This is a genomic window from Peribacillus sp. NPDC097284, assembly GCF_044761765.1.
Taxonomy (GTDB): Bacteria; Bacillota; Bacilli; order Bacillales; family DSM-1321; genus Peribacillus.
On record NZ_JBIWCZ010000008.1, the window covers coordinates 125,777 to 141,257 of the forward strand.

Here is a 15,481-nt window from a genome sequence, read left to right on the forward strand (position 1 = left end):
TTGTCATAAGTGGATGCCCCAAATAGGGGAAGTACCAAGTCAATTCAACTTATTCTTCCTTCCCTCACAAAAAACTAGTATCCTTTTAACCTTTTTGTATAAAAAATCCATATCTTGTCCAAAATACTAGTAGAACACCTAATCAATCATTGTTACAAGATATTCATATAATGATCATTTTAAAAAGTTACCAGAAAGGGAGTATGTAGAAATGAAGGTTCGTCAAGATGCCTGGACAGAAGAGGATGATTTACTGTTAGCAGAAACGGTATTACGGCATGTACGTGAAGGCAGCACGCAACTGAACGCATTCGAAGAGGTCGGTGACAAATTGAACCGCACATCCGCAGCTTGTGGATTTCGCTGGAATGCAGTTGTCCGCCATAATTATGATAAGGCGCTGTCTCTAGCAAAAAAACAAAGAAAACAGAGACAACGGATTCTCGGAAAAGATCAGGGAGGAAAAAAACGTCTGCTCTATACACCGCCATCCCCAATGATTTCTGATATCATGGCTCCTCTCCTGCAAGAAGAGGACGTGGAATCAGAGACTGATACGGCAGTAATAGAATCTACTAATTATGAAACCGCAGAGGAATTTTCTGATGAAGCGTTCGTTCCGACACAACAAAGGAACACAAACATGCCTACCAGCACGCCGGCAATGGGCCTGGATATGGTTATCGCTTATTTGGAGTCCATGAATGGGCGATTGCTACAAGCCGAAACATTACAAACTGAAAATGAACGCTTGAAGTTAGAAATAAAAGAGTTAAAAGGACGGAATGAAGAACTTCAAAATAAAGTATCCCACCTTGAACAAAATAGCGGCTTGATGCAGGAAGATTACGAAACATTGATGAATATCATGAATCGTGCCAGGAAGCTAGTCCTATTAGAGGAGGAAGAGCGCCCGGCCACAAAATTCAAGATGGACCGAAATGGAAATCTGGAGAAAATGGCTGAATAAAGATAATGCGGGGGCCTTTTATCAGGTCAACCACATGACAAATAGCCATTCCCTATACATTTTCCGAAAAATGAGTCTGGAAAGGGCTCTTTTTTCATATATTAGCCTGGTATCTTCTTACTAAAAGTTTCTTTTTCAGTTTCAGTGAATACTATACTCGGAAGCAACACCGAAAAAGCTGTCCCTTCCTTCAGGAACAGCTTTTTACCATTTATTTATCTTCCAATGCATCGAAGACTTTGTTATTACGTTCTACCACTCTTGTTAAGTACCCTTCATATAAAGGCCACTCTTGTGCCGAAAGGGAATCGGAAAATATCTTCCCACTATGCTCCTTCAATACGTTCAGGAATCTGAGCATAACATCTTGGACAGTTAACTTAACCCCCAATAACTCAGTAAGCGAGGCCATTACGGAAGGAGTGATATCCGGATAAGTGAATTTCGTTTCGACCTGCTTTTTGGCGGTCTGATAGAAACCTTTCACAAGTTCGGCCCTTTGTGCACCACTTCCATTGACGCATATGTATATTTGTACAGCCACACCATTGCGGATCCGGCGTTGCGATATACCGGCAAATTTCCTGCCATCGATACTTAAGTCATAGCTCCCTGGACAATAGGAGCCCACGATTTCTTTTGCTTCGATGCTAACCGGGAAATCGCTGAACATACGTCTAATCAGTTCCCACATGGCATCATATCCACGGTTTATTTCGATTTTCCGTTCGCTTTCAGGGAAAACGAGTGATACATTCAGGACTCCTTCATCTAACACGACGGCCAACCCTCCTGAGTTCCGTACAATCGCCTTGAAATCGTGCTTATCCAAATAATTAATTCCCTCTTTAAGAAAAGGAAGTTTCGTATCCTGAATACCAAGTACGATGGTTTGATGATGCACCCAAGCCCTGGCTACGGCCGTCGAGCGGCCGGAACCTACGGAGGCACATAATGTATCATCCATCGCGAAGGATTCTAGGGCTGGAAACTGGGGACCAACCGATGACTGGTCAATTATCCGCCATTCTTGCTGCCTTAATAATGAATCTGTTTCACTCATAGAAATCTCCCTCTATCAATATCATTCACGTCATTACTGGTATTGCGCAACGAATCCTTGTGCGGCTGTGATGAGTGCCAATTTATATACATCCTCTTCGCTGCAGCCACGGGAAAGATCATTCACTGGACGGTTAAGTCCTTGTAGGATTGGACCCACCGCTTCGAAACCACCCAGACGCTGAACCATCTTATAACTAATATTACCGGCTTCAAGACTCGGAAATATAAAGACATTGGCATCTCCTTGAATGAGAGAATCCGGTGCCTTTTGCCTAGCAACCGAAGGAACGAACGCCGCATCGAATTGAAATTCTCCATCCAGGAGAAGGTGTGGATCCATTTCTTTTGCCAAGGCGACGGCTTGAACGACCTTTTCCGTTTCTGGTGAATGGGCCGATCCCTTCGTAGAAAAACTCAGCATCGCGACTCTTGGTTCGATATCGAATGTCAGGGCCGTCTTGGCACTTTCCAATGCGATTTCAGCCAAATCACGGGAATCCGGGTTAATATTGATGGCACAATCCGCGAATACGTACTTTTCCTCTTCACGGACCATGATAAAGACTCCCGAGGTTTTTTGAACACCTGGCTTTGTTTTAATGATTTGTAATGCCGGTCGGACTGTATCAGCCGTTGAATGGGCTGCCCCACTCACCATTCCATGCGCCTGTTTCATATGAACGAGCATCGTTCCAAAGTAATTCTCATCCAAGAGGATTTCACGGGCTTGCTCAACGGAGGCTTTTCCGTTCCTAACCTCAACAAAAGCTTCAACCATCTCATCCATCATGATGTAGTTTTTCGGATCGTAAATTTCAATGGCATCCAGAGAAATTTTGAGGTCTTTGGCTTTCTCTTGAATTTTGCCGATATCGCCAATTAATACAGGTGTTAATAATTTCGCTTTAGCAAGCCTTCCCGCTGCTCCCAAAACGCGTCCATCCAGCCCTTCTGGAAAAACGATTTTTAGATTATTCCCTGTTATCTTCGATTCTAAAATTTCAAATAAATCGCTCACAAGCTCATCCTCCTTGAATGTATGTACCTTCTATTCATTCCTATATTACCCACTTCGTAAACTTCATGCTCTTCTTCTAAGAATACTCTAGCCGCTATTTAAATTCCAGAATCATTGGTCTTCTTCGTAAAATCGTACATATGAACATTCCTTGAACAAAGAAGAATGACTGCAGACATTTGCGGCCTGATATAAATTTCCTTATACTGAAACTATGTTATATTAAAGTTATATTAAGACATAGGAGTGATCGTAATGAGTGAAGCAGCACAAACTCTTGATGGATGGTATTGTCTACATGATTTCCGCCTGATTGATTGGGCCTCTTGGAAAACGTTGTCAAGTGACGAACGTCAATTAGCCATCTCGGAATTCCAAGGTTTATTGGATAAATGGAATACGACCCAAAGTAACAATGAAGGCAGTCATGCCCTTTATTCCATCGTAGGACAAAAAGCCGACTTCATGCTTATGTTTGCCCGTCCGACAATGGAAGAATTGAATGCCATTGAAAATGAATTCAATAAAACGAAACTTGCCGAATATACGATTCCAGCTTATTCTTACGTTTCTGTAGTGGAATTAAGCAATTATCTAGCAGGTGGAGACGGTGAGGACCCATATCAAAATCCTCATGTACGTTCAAGACTTTATCCAATCCTTCCTCAGGCGAAGCATGTATGTTTCTATCCGATGGACAAGCGCCGTGAAGGAGAAGACAACTGGTATATGCTTTCCATGGAAGAACGTAAAAACTTGATGCGTTCGCATGGCTTGATCGGCCGCAGCTATGCCGGTAAAGTGAAACAAATCATTTCCGGTTCTGTCGGTTTTGACGATTACGAATGGGGCGTTACCCTATTTGCGGATGATGTTCTTCAATTCAAAAAGTTGATTTATGAAATGCGTTTCGATGAAGTCAGCGCCCGTTATGCTGCATTTGGTTCATTCTTCGTCGGCAACATACTTCCAGAAGATAACATACCAACTTTCTTATATGTATAAGACAAAGGCTTCCGGCATCCCGGGAGCTTTTCTTTTTCATCCCCTTTTTATTTCCACTACCATGACATAAAATCCAGAATCGTCCCATACATTTTCTTTAGTGATGCTAATTTTTTTCACAGTCTCATTCAGCTTCAGACTGCCATACATGCAGTAGTTCAATGGCATGTGTAACATTCATTGTGGTTTTTTGGGCCGTGTCCGGGTCTGCCCTAGATTATCCATGTAAACCGTCCCACTCCGGCTGCTATAAATCGCACTGTTTCTTCCAGCCAAGACACTCGGATGTTCAGCTGTTCAAGAACCGAAATAACCTAGAATTTCAGGAGGGAATGCAATGTCACAAAATAATCCTTATGGCAATTATCCTTATGGAGGAAACTCTTATAACCCATATGAAAGTGACCCATCCCAAAGACAGCAGCAGGGTCAATACCAGCAGCAACAAGGCTACCAGCAGCAGCCTGCTTATCAACCACAGATGCCCACTACAGGCGGTACCCAGCAGCAAATCCCTACGCCGATGAACGCTCCCACCACCGGTCCACAAGTACCGGGCATGCTTCCAGTCGAACAATCTTATATAGAGAACATATTACGCTTGAATAAAGGGAAACTGGCCACCGTTTATACCACATTTGAAAACAATAAAGAATGGAATGCAAAAATCTTCAAGGGGATCATCGAAGCGGCCGGACGCGATCATCTAATCATCAGTGACCCACAGACCGGAAAACGTTATTTGATACCAATGGTATTCTTAGATTACATTACCTTTGATGAAGAAATTGAGTATGACTATCCATTCGGAGGAGCTGGACTTACCACATACTCTCCTAGATAGAAAGTGACTATGTGAAAACGAACAGCCTCAGAAATCCTGAGGCTGTTCGTTTTCATCATGCAAAAAACAAGAGCTGACCCCTGAATGCGGCCAGCTGGATTTTTTCATAAATACTTATAGGCAGCAATGATCATCAAGATCCAAGCTGCTAAAAATGAAACGCCACCGATTGGTGTGATGGCACCCAACACTTTGATTTGAGTGACACTCAGAACGAAAAGGCTACCGGAAAATATGATAATGCCGATGAACATCATCCAACCCGACCAATTGATGAGTGGGCTCGTAATTTTCCCCGCCAACAAACCGATAACCAACAAGCCTGCCGCATGGAACATTTGATAATCTACAGCCGTATTCCAGGTTGCTAAATATTTATCAGGTATTTTCCCTTCTAGTCCATGTGCGCCAAATGCTCCTAGTGCCACGGCTATGAATGCATTCAACGCTCCTAAGATGATAAATAATTTCACGATTGCTCCGCCTCTCTTACTTTTTATTTAAAAATCAAATAAGGAATCCCCATTGGCTTCATCCATTTTAACCGGTTCTGCATTCGGTATGTTCGACATAACAGGTTGTGTGAATGTAATGGGCTTCATTATTTTGTTATTTTCCGATTTTTCATCCACCATCACTTCACAAAGTGCCTGAATGGCAACTACATACCCTTGCAACTTAGTCTCTGAATTCGCCAGTTTAGCTTTTGTCACAAGCTCTTCCATTTTATCCAGCATCTGTTTGGATGAGATATCCACATTTACCACCTCGTCTGCATACATTTCCTAACTTCCCTACCTAGCATAGCAAACATTAAGGGGGAAGAAAACTTACTTTTCAATTGGCTTTGGATTCAAACTTCAAACAAGGCTCACCCGAGGAGCGATACACATCAAGGGATGGCAGATTGGATGTTTTAAATTGAAAGGCGCGGCAACCTTTGGGGAATTTAGGATCCCACGTCACATAAAAATGCTTGCAGGCCATGCAATTTACTCGTTTCAATTTATCATGCCCCCTTTGCGGTTCGATATTTGCCAGTTGATAGGAGCCAATCCCATTTCCATAAGAAGTTCATTGGTTTTGGAGAATGGCTTACTGCCAAAGAAACCACGGCTAGCAGACAGCGGACTCGGGTGGACGGAAGTAATGATTGGGTGGCGCTTTTCATCTATCCAACGCAGTTTTGTTTGAGCTGGCTTTCCCCAAAGGATGAAAATCACCGGTGTCTCCCTCTCATTCAACAGCTGGATGATCTGATTCGTGAAGGTCTCCCACCCTTTGCCCCTGTGGGAATGTGCCTCCCCTTCACGTACTGTTAGAACGGTATTGAGGAGAAGCACACCTTGTTCCGCCCATTCGCCTAGGTAACCATTGTCAGGAACCTCACAGCCCATATCACTTTTCAGTTCTTTAAAGATATTTCGTAAAGAAGGCGGGATGCGGACGTCAGGCTTTACCGAGAAGCTAAGACCATGGGCCTGACCCTGTCCATGATAAGGGTCCTGGCCAAGAATGACGACCTTTACCTTTTCATACGGTGTACAGTGAAGCGCATTAAAAATATCTTCCGGACTCGGATGTATGGCATGCTGATTGTATTCTCGTGTGATGAATTCTTTTAAATCCTGATAATATGGCTTTTTAAATTCCTCTTTCAATAGAGGCCACCAGTCATTCGTTAAAATCGGCTTTGTCATCTTTACTAGCCCCTTTCTCGCTTTTCCAATTATTATATCAAACTCATTTTCTGATTCATGTTTCTATATACCCCTAAAAAGGGGAAATAGATAGTTAGCAAGCAATTTAAGTAAGATGGAGGATTTTCTATGAAAAAATGGTATAAACGCAAACGATTTTATTTGCTTGTTAGTATGCTCCTTGTTGTCATCGCGGTCATTGTCTATAACAGCTATAAACCCCTGCCCAAAGGAATATCCTACGAGGGGGAGATACATCATGTCGAGGATATCGATTTCATTTATGATCTCTCTTATCATGATGAACAAGGAAAGGTACAGCATGAACAGCGAATCTTCCAGACCATCTATCATGCAATTGAAGAGGCCGATTCTTTTATCGTAATTGATATGTTCTTGTTTAATAGTTTCTATGATGAGAAAGTAGACTTCCCTAAATTAAGCAAGACTTTAACAGATAAACTGATAGCCCAAAAGAAGAAGAAACCTGAACTTGAGGTTATGTTCATTACCGATGAAGTGAACACCTCCTATAATGCATACGAATTAGACGAGTTAGAAAAGCTGAAACAAAATGACATCGAAGTGGTCGTAACCAACTTGGACCGACTCCGGGATCCCAATCCACTCTATTCCGGACTATATCGAACATTTTTCCAATGGTTTGGGGAAAGCGGGAAAGGCTGGATTGTCAATCCCATGGCTAATAATGCCCCAAAGGTCACGGCACGGTCTTATCTTCGATTAATGAATATCAAAGCCAATCACAGAAAAGTGGTAGCTACTGAAAAGACAGCCATCATCTCATCCGCAAATCCTCACGATGCAAGTGGGTTCCATTCCAATATTGCTTTCCAGATGGATGGCAACATCATCAGTGATTTCGTCAAAGCGGAAGAAGCCGCATCGAGGTTCTCTGACGGTCCGAAGGCATTTCCTGAAGTTAAAGGAACAGCGGAAGAAAATGGCCCCATTTCCGTTCAATTATTGACGGAAGGAAAAATCAACAAACATGTCCTAAAAGCCATTAGGGAAACAAAGAAAGGCGATCGAATCCAGCTCGCCATGTTCTATATCGCTGACCGACACGTCGTCGAGGCATTGACCGATGCGGCCAGGAGAGGTGTCCGGATCCACATGATATTGGACCCGAATCAAAATGCATTTGGCAGTCAAAAAATGGGGCTTCCCAATCTGCCGGTTGCAGCCGAATTCGAAAAGCTAGATGAAGGGAATATCAACATACGTTGGTACAAAACCGATAAAGAACAGTTCCATACGAAACTGATGACGATTCAAAAAGAAGAGGAAACCGTCATAATTGGAGGATCAGCCAATTACACAGCCCGAAACCTAGACGATTATAATCTAGAAGCCAATGTTGAAATCCATGCCCCTAAAGACACCGAAGTCGCACAGGAAGTGGATGACTATTTCCAGCGGCTTTGGAAAAATGAAAAGGGCGAATATACTTCAGACTATATCGAATACCAGGATAAATTACCGTTCTTAAAATATGTTACCTATCGATTGCAAAAGCTGTTCCGTTTCACCACCTATTAATAATTAATAAGGTAAATGTTTAGCAATGGCTAAATAAGGTTATATACTACTATAGCTAATAACAAGCTGAGATATGCAAGATTCCATTTACCCAATTTAAGAAAGTCTTACACTAAAATTGAAGGAGGAGTTTATATGTATCAAGTACATGTTGTAGAAAACGGTTTACAAGCTAAGGAAAAAATCGATGAGTTAGTTACAACCGGCTATACGAAGGATGATGTATATTTATTTGCTCACGATAAGGATCGCTCTAAGCACCTTACCGAAAATACAAATACTGAAGATGTCGGCATGAAGGAACAAGGTTTCCTCGATACAGTTGGAAACCTCTTCAAATCACGTGGGGACGAACTACGTAACCGAATGAGCAATCTTGGACTTACCAAAACAGAAGCGGAACGTTATGAAGAAGTGTTAGATGAAGGAAAAGTCGTCATCATTGCATCCAAACAAGACAACAAAGACGGAGTTACTCATTAATTCCCGTTAACCCATTACCCATTTACCCTATATCACATCCTATATAAAATGAGGCCCCATTCGGGAGCCTCATTTTTTGTGTTATCCAAGAATTCTTTGATACAACGCCTTTGCATGGACCATATCCTTCGTGCCATGAATTAACGCTCGGCCATCCTGAAAAATGACCATACGCTCCCCGTCTTTTTCACAAGAAAGAAGGAAAGGATTAACCTTGACTAAATAGTCACTTCCCTTTAAATCTTTGGCCAGCTTCTCTAGTTGGAGTTTCAATGGCTTTGATGGCCTGACCTGTACCGTATCCCTTCCACAAAGGACAGCGGTTTTGGTCATATTATCCGCATTTAAAAACGGATACGTCCGTTGCTCCCCACATGAAAGACAGTCCGTTCTCTTTGCTTTCGTTAATTTAATCGTTTGATATTGGTTTCGCCATAAATCGAATGTAACAAGCGTTGGTCGAACTGCTTCCCAATCTTCGACTAAAATCTTCAAGGCTTCAGCCGTTTGATGAGCCACTACCATGGTTACGGCTGGAGAGATGATTCCACCGGTATCACAGGTCATCCCTTGTACCGGAATGGTTTTCATCAGGCAGTTCATACACGGTGTTTTATCTGGAAGAATCGTCATGGTCATGCCAACACTGCCTACGCATGCCCCATATATCCAAGGTATTTGAAGCTTTTGTGATAAATCATTGATTATCATCCGAGTCTCGAAGTTATCTGTAGCATCTATTATCAAATCCACATGACCCAATAATGGTTCAAGCGTGCGTGCAGTGGCATCCATGATGACCGCCGCTACATCTACTTCGTGATTAATAGCATGCAAGTGCCGCTTTGCCGCTTCGGCCTTTGGCAGTTTATCCTCGACATCCTGTTCCGTATATAACTGTTGACGTTGTAAATTACTGGACTCGACGTAATCCCGGTCCACAATGGTCAACTTTCCCACACCTGCACGAGTCAAGGCTTCTGCATTAGCGGAACCAAGCGCTCCAGCTCCCAGAAGCAAGACATGCTTTTGACGAATGTGGGCCTGTCCTCCTTCACCGATCGGAGAAAACAAGGTTTGTCTTGAATATCGCTCATTCACTATGATTCCCCCCTATCTAATTAGCCTCCGCTGACAGGTGGTATGAAGGCGATGGTATCTCCATCAGCCACTATCACTTCGTCTCCGGCAAACTCTTCATTGACCGCTGTCATTACCGTATCCAGACCTTCCAAATGGAACTCGGCCCTAATCTTTTCCTTTAGCTGAGCCACGCTCAACCCATTTCCTTCTATAGAAATAGTCTCTTTTCCCATTTCATCTTTTAGTTGAGCAAACAAAAGTACTTTAATCATCGAGATCCCCCTCTTCTGGCTTTCCATTAGGATAAGGTACGGTTTCTAGTTGATTGCCAACCCATGTCTCCCCATCTTCCCAATGTTCCTTTTTCCAAATCGGAACGATTTCCTTTATTCTTTCTATGGCATATCGATTAGCTTCATACGCGTCGTTACGATGTGGTGTACTTACAGCGATGACCACCGCAATATCCGTAATTTCCAATTGACCGACCCGGTGAGTGATCGCCGTTTCTGCGTCAGGCCAGCGCTCCTTAATCTCCATCCCGATTTGTTCTAACTTCTTGACCGCCATCGGTTCATAAGCCTCATATATTAAGAATAGAGTCTTCTTCCCCTTCGTCATTTCCCTAACTGTACCAATGAAGGTCGTGACTGCACCTGCATCCCGCTTAACTACTTTATCTACCACTTCTTGAATGACGATCGGTTCCTTCGAAATTTCAAAATTCATGGGGTACCTTCCTTTCTGACAATTTCAGTTTGGTATATATGTTTTGCTTCTTCATAATCTTCCATTGTATTCATATTAAAAAAGAGAAGACGGAAACGCTCAGGGTCTTCATGATATAACGAAAAGTCGGTTTCCTTGATGACTTTCACCCTGATCTTTTCTAGAAAAAGCTTCATTTTCAATTCCTTCTTCTCCAGACATTCCGTTAACAAGGGTAGGCACCTTTTGTGATAGACCGCAAAGAGCGGCTGAAGTGTTCCATTGATTTCCGGAATGATGGCATCAAAATCCGATTCATAAAATGAAAGCATTTCATTGACCGCCTGATCATTTACAAAAGGCATATCACAGGCACTAAGGACCTGCAGCTCTGTTTCGGAAGAGGACATTCCAGCATGGAGTCCTCCAAGCGGACCTTGACCTATATATATATCAGGAATGAAAGGTAATTCAAGAAAGTGATATTCTTCAGGTGAATTCGTAACAACCAGGATGTTTTCCGTAACCTTTTTAAAGACGTTCGCCACTCTTTGGATGTTCACCGCCTCGCCTATTTTCAGCAAGGCTTTATTCATACCCATTCGGCTTGATTGGCCACCGGCTAAAAGCAAGATCGTACAATTCAACTGAAACACCTCCTATTATTTGATTGAACCCTTTACCATTTGGAAACGTTATAATGAATAAGTCCTTTTTAAACGAATTCGGTCGTACCTCAATAGTTTAAATCAACTTTTAAAATATTAACACTTTCACACCCTTATCAAAAGATTGAATATAGCATATTTCTCCGGTGTTTTACATTTTCAAATGGATTTTACGCATTATATCCCTTTTTCATTGAATAATTCACCATTTCAATACAAAATTTGGCTGTACTCCCATAAAAATTACCAGATGAGATTTGTTCATTCTATGTCATGTCCCGCCCCATTTTAAAGCCTGTATTTCCAGATATCTTCTTAGTTTTACATAATATAAATTTTGGTATATTCTAAAAATAAGATATTACGGTACACTGATAATATCCATATCATTCAATACTCCTGAGGAGGTCACATAATGACCATGAATAGAGCTATGACTGTTGCTGGTTCAGATTCCAGCGGCGGTGCAGGTCTTCAAGCTGATTTAAAGACATTTCAAGAATTCGGGATTTACGGAATGTCCGCTTTAACGACAATTGTCACCATGGATCCTAAAAACGGTTGGTCTCACAATGTTTTCCCTACACCGGTCGAAATTTTAGAAGCCCAATTAGAAACGATTCTTTCTATCGGGATAGATGCCATGAAAACAGGCATGCTTGGTTCTGTTGAAATCATTGAGCTTGTTGCTCGTAAAATAGACGAATTGAAACTGGATAAGGTCGTAATCGACCCGGTTATGGTATGTAAAGGGGAAGATGAAGTTTTACATCCGGAAACTGCTGTCGCACTTCGTGAGTTGCTTGTTCCACGTGCAACAGTCGTTACTCCAAACCTTTTCGAGGCTGCACAATTGGCTGGGACTGCCCCGATCAAAACGATTGATGATATGAAAAAGGCTGCCGAGAAAATCCATGCCCTTGGTGCCAAATATGTTCTGATCAAAGGTGGTAATAAGCTGGATCATGACAAAGCCATCGACCTTTTATACGATGGAAAAGAGTTTGAAATCCTGGAATCCGAAAAAATCGAAACGACCAATACACACGGGGCCGGCTGCTCATCTTCAGCTGCAATTACGGCACAGTTAGCTGAAGGAAAGAGCCCTCGTGAAGCCATTTATGTCGCAAAAGACTTCATTACCGAAGCCGTCCGTCATTCTTGGAAAATGAATGATTATGTAGGTCCGGTCAATCATGGTGCATACCATAAATATGGGACGCCTAAAAAATAAAAAATACTATTAATTAAGAGGGTTGCTCAAATACTCGAGCGGCCCTCTTCGCTTTTTCCGCTTAACTTTAGTAAAATAGAAAGATGGAAAATGCTTATAGTTACCCAGTAAAGGAGGAATTGTCGAATGAAACCTATAGACCGTTCAGAGGTGCAGAAAGCCATCGATTCATTTGCAGGAAAAGATGTATACCTTCACCTTGAAACGACTAACGGTGCCTATGCCACCCATGTGGATGAAGCTTTTTTTTCTGCAGGCGCTTATATTCGTAATGCACAAATTCAATATGAACACGGTAAGATTATTGGGGACGGACCTTTTCGCGTCGGCTTAAAACTCATGATTGGCTGGGTATATGCTGAAGGCGTAAACCACTTCGAGATCGATGATCAAGGAAGATTATTGTTGGCAGGACTTGATTTCACGGGAAAACTTGCCGTTTCCCTTCAGATCAGTTCTACTCCCTTTGAATAACCAAAAGATATTTACACCATTTCTATTCATCCCGCACGTACGTTTCTCTTCGGCGGAACTCTTTTATAATTATTGTAAGTAGAACGAAAGGAGACGAGTATTATGGAAAAAGAACAGCATATTTTAGTGATTTTCCCGCACCCCGATGATGAAGCCTTTTCTGTTTCAGGGATGCTTGCCTTACATAGTGAAGCCGGCACACCGATTACCTACCTCTGCTTGACTCTAGGGGAAATGGGTAGAAATTTAGGAAATCCTCCTTTCGCAACTAGAGAGTCCCTTCCTAAAATTCGCAAAAGAGAATTAATCGATGCAGCGAATGCCATTGGTATCCAAGACTTGCGCATGCTTGGTTTACGAGATAAAACGATTGAGTTTGAAGATGATGAAAAATTGACCTCCCTGTTCACAGAGGCCATCAATGAACTTAATCCTTCATTGGTCATAACGTTTTATCCAGGATACAGTGTCCACCCCGACCATGAAGCGACAGCACGTGCCGTCGTTCGCGCTGTAGAAAGAATCGAAGAAAAAGACCGTCCAAAGCTCCATTGTGTCGCCTTTTCCAATAATTGCATCGATGAATTGGGACAACCCGATATCATCCATGACATCACCGCAGCTGAAGATAAAAAGGTAGCGGCCATAACCGCGCACCGATCGCAAACACAAGCAATGGTGGTTGATTGGAAGGAAAAATTCGAAAACCAAGATGCTGATTTCCTCGACTGGATTCGAAAAGAGCGATTATGGACCTACAAATTTTAAAAACCGCCATTTGGCGGTTTTTTTATTTATTTCCATAAAAAAACGCCTGTTTGTAACAGACGTAGAAAAAGGGGGATTACTTAGAAAAGTAAATCATACAATAAGTATCCCCATTTTCCATATTTTTAAACAAATAAGGGATAATCAAGAAATCATTTGATCGCCCGTATTCTGCCTGGATGCCCTTGCTGATGCCTTTTTACCATGAACAAAATAGTAAATGACTATCAACAAGACTGACAGAACAGCCATGCAGATAAACAACCCTTTAAAACCAGTATAAGGAACGAGGAACCCTAGCATAAACGGTCCTAAACCAATTCCAAAGTCATAAAAGGTAAAGAATGTGGAGGTTGCCAATCCCATACGATTTGATGGAGATTCCTTGATGGATATAGCCTGTGCGCTTGACTGAAACGTACCATATCCTACACCGATGAAAGCACCTGCGATTAAGAGCGTCAAGGCATGTTGCGATTGACTTAGTACGACCATCCCAATTACAAATAAGACAAGGGAAGGGTAAATTACAGCATTTTCACCTTTCACATCGAACATACGCCCTGTAAATGGACGGGTAACTAAAAGGAATATAGCAAACACGACAAAGAAAAAGCTCGCGGCATCCAGTAGGTTTATTTCCTTTGCAAAAGAAGTTAAATAGGACAAGATGCTCGAATAGGCTAAACCTGCAAACATCACAAGTATGGATATCGGTAAAGCACGTTTTTCAAAGTAGTCTTTGATGTTGAAGCCCCGTGGTCGAGGCGCTTGATCTTTTGTTGCCTCAGGTACAAATAAAAATAAAGAAGCCGCTAAAGAGAATGCAGCGAATAGTGATGCGGCATAGAAAATAAAGGAGTAGCTAAAATGCTGGGTAATGAACAATCCGATAAATGGACCAAATGCCATGGCCAGGTTTGTACTCATGGCAAAGTATCCCGTACCTTCACCACGTCTTTCATTCGGTATGATATCAGCAACAATTGTTCCAGTGGCCGTTGTAGCGAGACCAAATGAGATACCATGAACCAACCGATCAATAAATAAAAGCGGCAAACTATCCACTTGCAGATAGAAAACGGAGGCTATAAAAAATAATACCAACGAACCAATAAGCATTTTCTTCCGACCTAATTGATCAATCTTTTTTCCGGCGATTGGTCGTACAAGTACAGCTCCCAAGACAAAAATACTCGACGCCAGTCCGGCTTGAGCTTGAGAAGAATGGAAATTATCCATTGTATAAAGGGTCAAAGTGACCATCAAGACATAAAACGTTAAAAAGAGAAAAAAGTTTGCGGACGAAACAATAATAAAGTCTTTCGTCCACAATTTTGTTTTTTGATTCATTTCAATCCTTCTTCCTTACGATTGTTGTAACTTTTCCTTTAAGAATTTTAAGGTCCGCAATGTTGCTTCCCAGTCCTCTTCAGACAAACCATCTATTAATTGAAGTTCGAATTCATCTACTGCCTTTCTAGCTTTTAGGTATGTTTTTTCACCTAAATCAGTTAACTGAATTCTCCGTTCCCGTTTATCTTTTCCCGGTATTTGTTCGATTAATTTTCGTTCTTCCAATCGATTCACCGTCCGGGTTACTGTCGGTTTCTCGACATCTAAGTAATTGCTGATTTCAACCAACGTGGTACTACCATATTCCTTCAGATAATAGATAATCATCCATTGAGAATGAAAAAGATCGACCTTTGCCAGCTGCTCATTTAACTTCTTGGTGAACGTTCTTGAGAATTGCAGGTTATGGTGAAAAAATAAACCATCACGTAAAAACAAAGGTATTCCCCCTGAAAATTAGTTACCTAGGTAACTATACTACGATTCATCTGAATTGTCCAGCCAATCCCTATTGATTTATCCAGATACTACTCACACATTAT

The 15,481-nt window shown here is 41.9% G+C and carries 19 protein-coding genes; 8 read left to right on the plus strand and 11 right to left on the minus strand.

Annotated features, from left to right (window positions below; genetic code table 11):
* Positions 1–211 precede the first annotated feature (211 nt).
* On the plus strand, positions 212–970 hold the full coding sequence (locus ACIQXU_RS15175) for an RsfA family transcriptional regulator (RefSeq protein WP_402990524.1): 759 nt from the start codon (positions 212–214) through the stop codon (positions 968–970).
* A gap of 211 nt (positions 971–1,181) precedes the next feature.
* Here the strand turns inward: ACIQXU_RS15175 and lipL are convergent, their stop codons facing one another.
* Complete coding sequence (gene lipL / locus ACIQXU_RS15180) at positions 1,182–2,033, minus strand: octanoyl-[GcvH]:protein N-octanoyltransferase (protein ID WP_402990527.1); 852 nt, start codon at positions 2,031–2,033, stop codon at positions 1,182–1,184.
* Positions 2,034–2,066: 33 nt separating this feature from the next.
* Complete coding sequence (gene pta / locus ACIQXU_RS15185; RefSeq protein ID WP_402870221.1) at positions 2,067–3,053, minus strand: phosphate acetyltransferase; 987 nt, start codon at positions 3,051–3,053, stop codon at positions 2,067–2,069.
* A 255-nt stretch (positions 3,054–3,308) separates the two neighbouring features.
* Between pta and hemQ the strand changes: the two genes are divergently transcribed.
* Together hemQ and gerQ are read left to right on the plus strand one after the other, a co-directional pair.
* A complete protein-coding gene (hemQ, locus tag ACIQXU_RS15190) occupies positions 3,309–4,058 on the plus strand; it encodes a hydrogen peroxide-dependent heme synthase (protein WP_402990530.1) in 750 nt (249 codons plus the stop codon).
* Positions 4,059–4,395: 337 nt separating this feature from the next.
* Positions 4,396–4,902, plus strand: coding sequence for a spore coat protein GerQ (gene gerQ, locus ACIQXU_RS15195; RefSeq protein WP_402870216.1), 507 nt, complete (start codon positions 4,396–4,398; stop codon positions 4,900–4,902).
* A 104-nt stretch (positions 4,903–5,006) separates the two neighbouring features.
* Here gerQ and ACIQXU_RS15200 read toward each other — a convergent pair whose 3' ends face one another.
* From ACIQXU_RS15200 to ACIQXU_RS15210, 3 genes are all read right to left on the minus strand, one after another.
* Positions 5,007–5,375 carry a DUF423 domain-containing protein gene (locus ACIQXU_RS15200; protein ID WP_402870213.1) on the minus strand — a complete coding sequence of 123 codons (369 nt, stop codon included), beginning with the start codon at positions 5,373–5,375 and terminating at the stop codon, positions 5,007–5,009.
* A gap of 27 nt (positions 5,376–5,402) precedes the next feature.
* The gene (locus ACIQXU_RS15205; RefSeq protein ID WP_402870211.1) at positions 5,403–5,684 is read right to left on the minus strand and encodes a YwdI family protein; all 282 of its coding nucleotides are present in this window, start codon (positions 5,682–5,684) and stop codon (positions 5,403–5,405) included.
* Positions 5,685–5,903: 219 nt separating this feature from the next.
* Positions 5,904–6,602, minus strand: a complete 699-nt coding sequence (locus tag ACIQXU_RS15210; protein WP_402990533.1) for a uracil-DNA glycosylase — start codon at positions 6,600–6,602, stop codon at positions 5,904–5,906.
* A 129-nt stretch (positions 6,603–6,731) separates the two neighbouring features.
* On the opposite strand from ACIQXU_RS15210, the gene ACIQXU_RS15215 reads away from it, so the two are divergent.
* Together ACIQXU_RS15215 and ACIQXU_RS15220 are read left to right on the plus strand one after the other, a co-directional pair.
* On the plus strand, positions 6,732–8,165 hold the full coding sequence (locus ACIQXU_RS15215) for a phospholipase D family protein (protein ID WP_402990536.1): 1,434 nt from the start codon (positions 6,732–6,734) through the stop codon (positions 8,163–8,165).
* 135 nt (positions 8,166–8,300) lie between these two features.
* Positions 8,301–8,648 carry a YflT domain-containing protein gene (locus ACIQXU_RS15220; protein WP_402870203.1) on the plus strand — a complete coding sequence of 116 codons (348 nt, stop codon included), beginning with the start codon at positions 8,301–8,303 and terminating at the stop codon, positions 8,646–8,648.
* Between the two features lie 81 nt (positions 8,649–8,729).
* Here ACIQXU_RS15220 and ACIQXU_RS15225 read toward each other — a convergent pair whose 3' ends face one another.
* Genes ACIQXU_RS15225 through mobA form a run of 4 tightly spaced genes read right to left on the minus strand, consistent with a single transcriptional unit; the run spans position 8,730 to position 11,086 of the window.
* The gene (locus tag ACIQXU_RS15225; protein WP_402870201.1) at positions 8,730–9,749 is read right to left on the minus strand and encodes a MoeB/ThiF family adenylyltransferase; all 1,020 of its coding nucleotides are present in this window, start codon (positions 9,747–9,749) and stop codon (positions 8,730–8,732) included.
* Between the two features lie 20 nt (positions 9,750–9,769).
* Positions 9,770–10,003, minus strand: coding sequence for a molybdopterin converting factor subunit 1 (moaD, locus tag ACIQXU_RS15230; RefSeq protein ID WP_402870199.1), 234 nt, complete (start codon positions 10,001–10,003; stop codon positions 9,770–9,772).
* On the minus strand, positions 9,996–10,460 hold the full coding sequence (locus tag ACIQXU_RS15235; RefSeq protein WP_402870194.1) for a molybdenum cofactor biosynthesis protein MoaE: 465 nt from the start codon (positions 10,458–10,460) through the stop codon (positions 9,996–9,998). The genes moaD and ACIQXU_RS15235 overlap by 8 nt, the downstream gene beginning before the upstream one ends.
* Positions 10,457–11,086 (minus strand): molybdenum cofactor guanylyltransferase, encoded by a 630-nt coding sequence (gene mobA / locus ACIQXU_RS15240; RefSeq protein WP_402990539.1) that lies wholly within the window; start codon positions 11,084–11,086, stop codon positions 10,457–10,459. Before mobA ends, ACIQXU_RS15235 begins: the two co-directional genes overlap by 4 nt.
* A 436-nt stretch (positions 11,087–11,522) precedes the next feature.
* On the opposite strand from mobA, the gene pdxK reads away from it, so the two are divergent.
* The 3 genes from pdxK (at position 11,523) to bshB2 (ending at position 13,583) form a co-directional block, all read left to right on the plus strand.
* On the plus strand, positions 11,523–12,341 hold the full coding sequence (gene pdxK / locus ACIQXU_RS15245) for a pyridoxine/pyridoxal/pyridoxamine kinase (RefSeq protein ID WP_402870188.1): 819 nt from the start codon (positions 11,523–11,525) through the stop codon (positions 12,339–12,341).
* Between the two features lie 126 nt (positions 12,342–12,467).
* Positions 12,468–12,815 (plus strand): YojF family protein, encoded by a 348-nt coding sequence (locus ACIQXU_RS15250; RefSeq protein ID WP_402870186.1) that lies wholly within the window; start codon positions 12,468–12,470, stop codon positions 12,813–12,815.
* Between the two features lie 102 nt (positions 12,816–12,917).
* On the plus strand, positions 12,918–13,583 hold the full coding sequence (bshB2, locus tag ACIQXU_RS15255; protein WP_402870183.1) for a bacillithiol biosynthesis deacetylase BshB2: 666 nt from the start codon (positions 12,918–12,920) through the stop codon (positions 13,581–13,583).
* A gap of 144 nt (positions 13,584–13,727) precedes the next feature.
* On the opposite strand, the gene ACIQXU_RS15260 is transcribed toward bshB2, so the two are convergent.
* Positions 13,728–14,936: an MFS transporter gene (locus ACIQXU_RS15260; RefSeq protein WP_402870180.1), complete on the minus strand. Its 1,209-nt coding sequence runs from the start codon at positions 14,934–14,936 to the stop codon at positions 13,728–13,730.
* 15 nt (positions 14,937–14,951) lie between these two features.
* Positions 14,952–15,377, minus strand: coding sequence for a MarR family winged helix-turn-helix transcriptional regulator (locus ACIQXU_RS15265; RefSeq protein WP_402870177.1), 426 nt, complete (start codon positions 15,375–15,377; stop codon positions 14,952–14,954).
* Between the last annotated feature and the right edge of the window lie 104 nt (positions 15,378–15,481).

Coding starts and splice junctions, on each gene's coding strand:
- ACIQXU_RS15175 (WP_402990524.1), top strand. CDS start 212: ATGAAGGTTCGTCAAGATGCCTGGACAGAAGAGGATGATTTACTGTTA.
- lipL (WP_402990527.1), bottom strand. CDS start 2,033: ATGAGTGAAACAGATTCATTATTAAGGCAGCAAGAATGGCGGATAATT.
- hemQ (WP_402990530.1), top strand. CDS start 3,309: ATGAGTGAAGCAGCACAAACTCTTGATGGATGGTATTGTCTACATGAT.
- gerQ (WP_402870216.1), top strand. CDS start 4,396: ATGTCACAAAATAATCCTTATGGCAATTATCCTTATGGAGGAAACTCT.
- ACIQXU_RS15205 (WP_402870211.1), bottom strand. CDS start 5,684: ATGTATGCAGACGAGGTGGTAAATGTGGATATCTCATCCAAACAGATG.
- ACIQXU_RS15210 (WP_402990533.1), bottom strand. CDS start 6,602: ATGACAAAGCCGATTTTAACGAATGACTGGTGGCCTCTATTGAAAGAG.
- ACIQXU_RS15215 (WP_402990536.1), top strand. CDS start 6,732: ATGAAAAAATGGTATAAACGCAAACGATTTTATTTGCTTGTTAGTATG.
- ACIQXU_RS15220 (WP_402870203.1), top strand. CDS start 8,301: ATGTATCAAGTACATGTTGTAGAAAACGGTTTACAAGCTAAGGAAAAA.
- moaD (WP_402870199.1), bottom strand. CDS start 10,003: ATGATTAAAGTACTTTTGTTTGCTCAACTAAAAGATGAAATGGGAAAA.
- ACIQXU_RS15235 (WP_402870194.1), bottom strand. CDS start 10,460: ATGAATTTTGAAATTTCGAAGGAACCGATCGTCATTCAAGAAGTGGTA.
- pdxK (WP_402870188.1), top strand. CDS start 11,523: ATGACCATGAATAGAGCTATGACTGTTGCTGGTTCAGATTCCAGCGGC.
- ACIQXU_RS15250 (WP_402870186.1), top strand. CDS start 12,468: ATGAAACCTATAGACCGTTCAGAGGTGCAGAAAGCCATCGATTCATTT.
- bshB2 (WP_402870183.1), top strand. CDS start 12,918: ATGGAAAAAGAACAGCATATTTTAGTGATTTTCCCGCACCCCGATGAT.
- ACIQXU_RS15260 (WP_402870180.1), bottom strand. CDS start 14,936: ATGAATCAAAAAACAAAATTGTGGACGAAAGACTTTATTATTGTTTCG.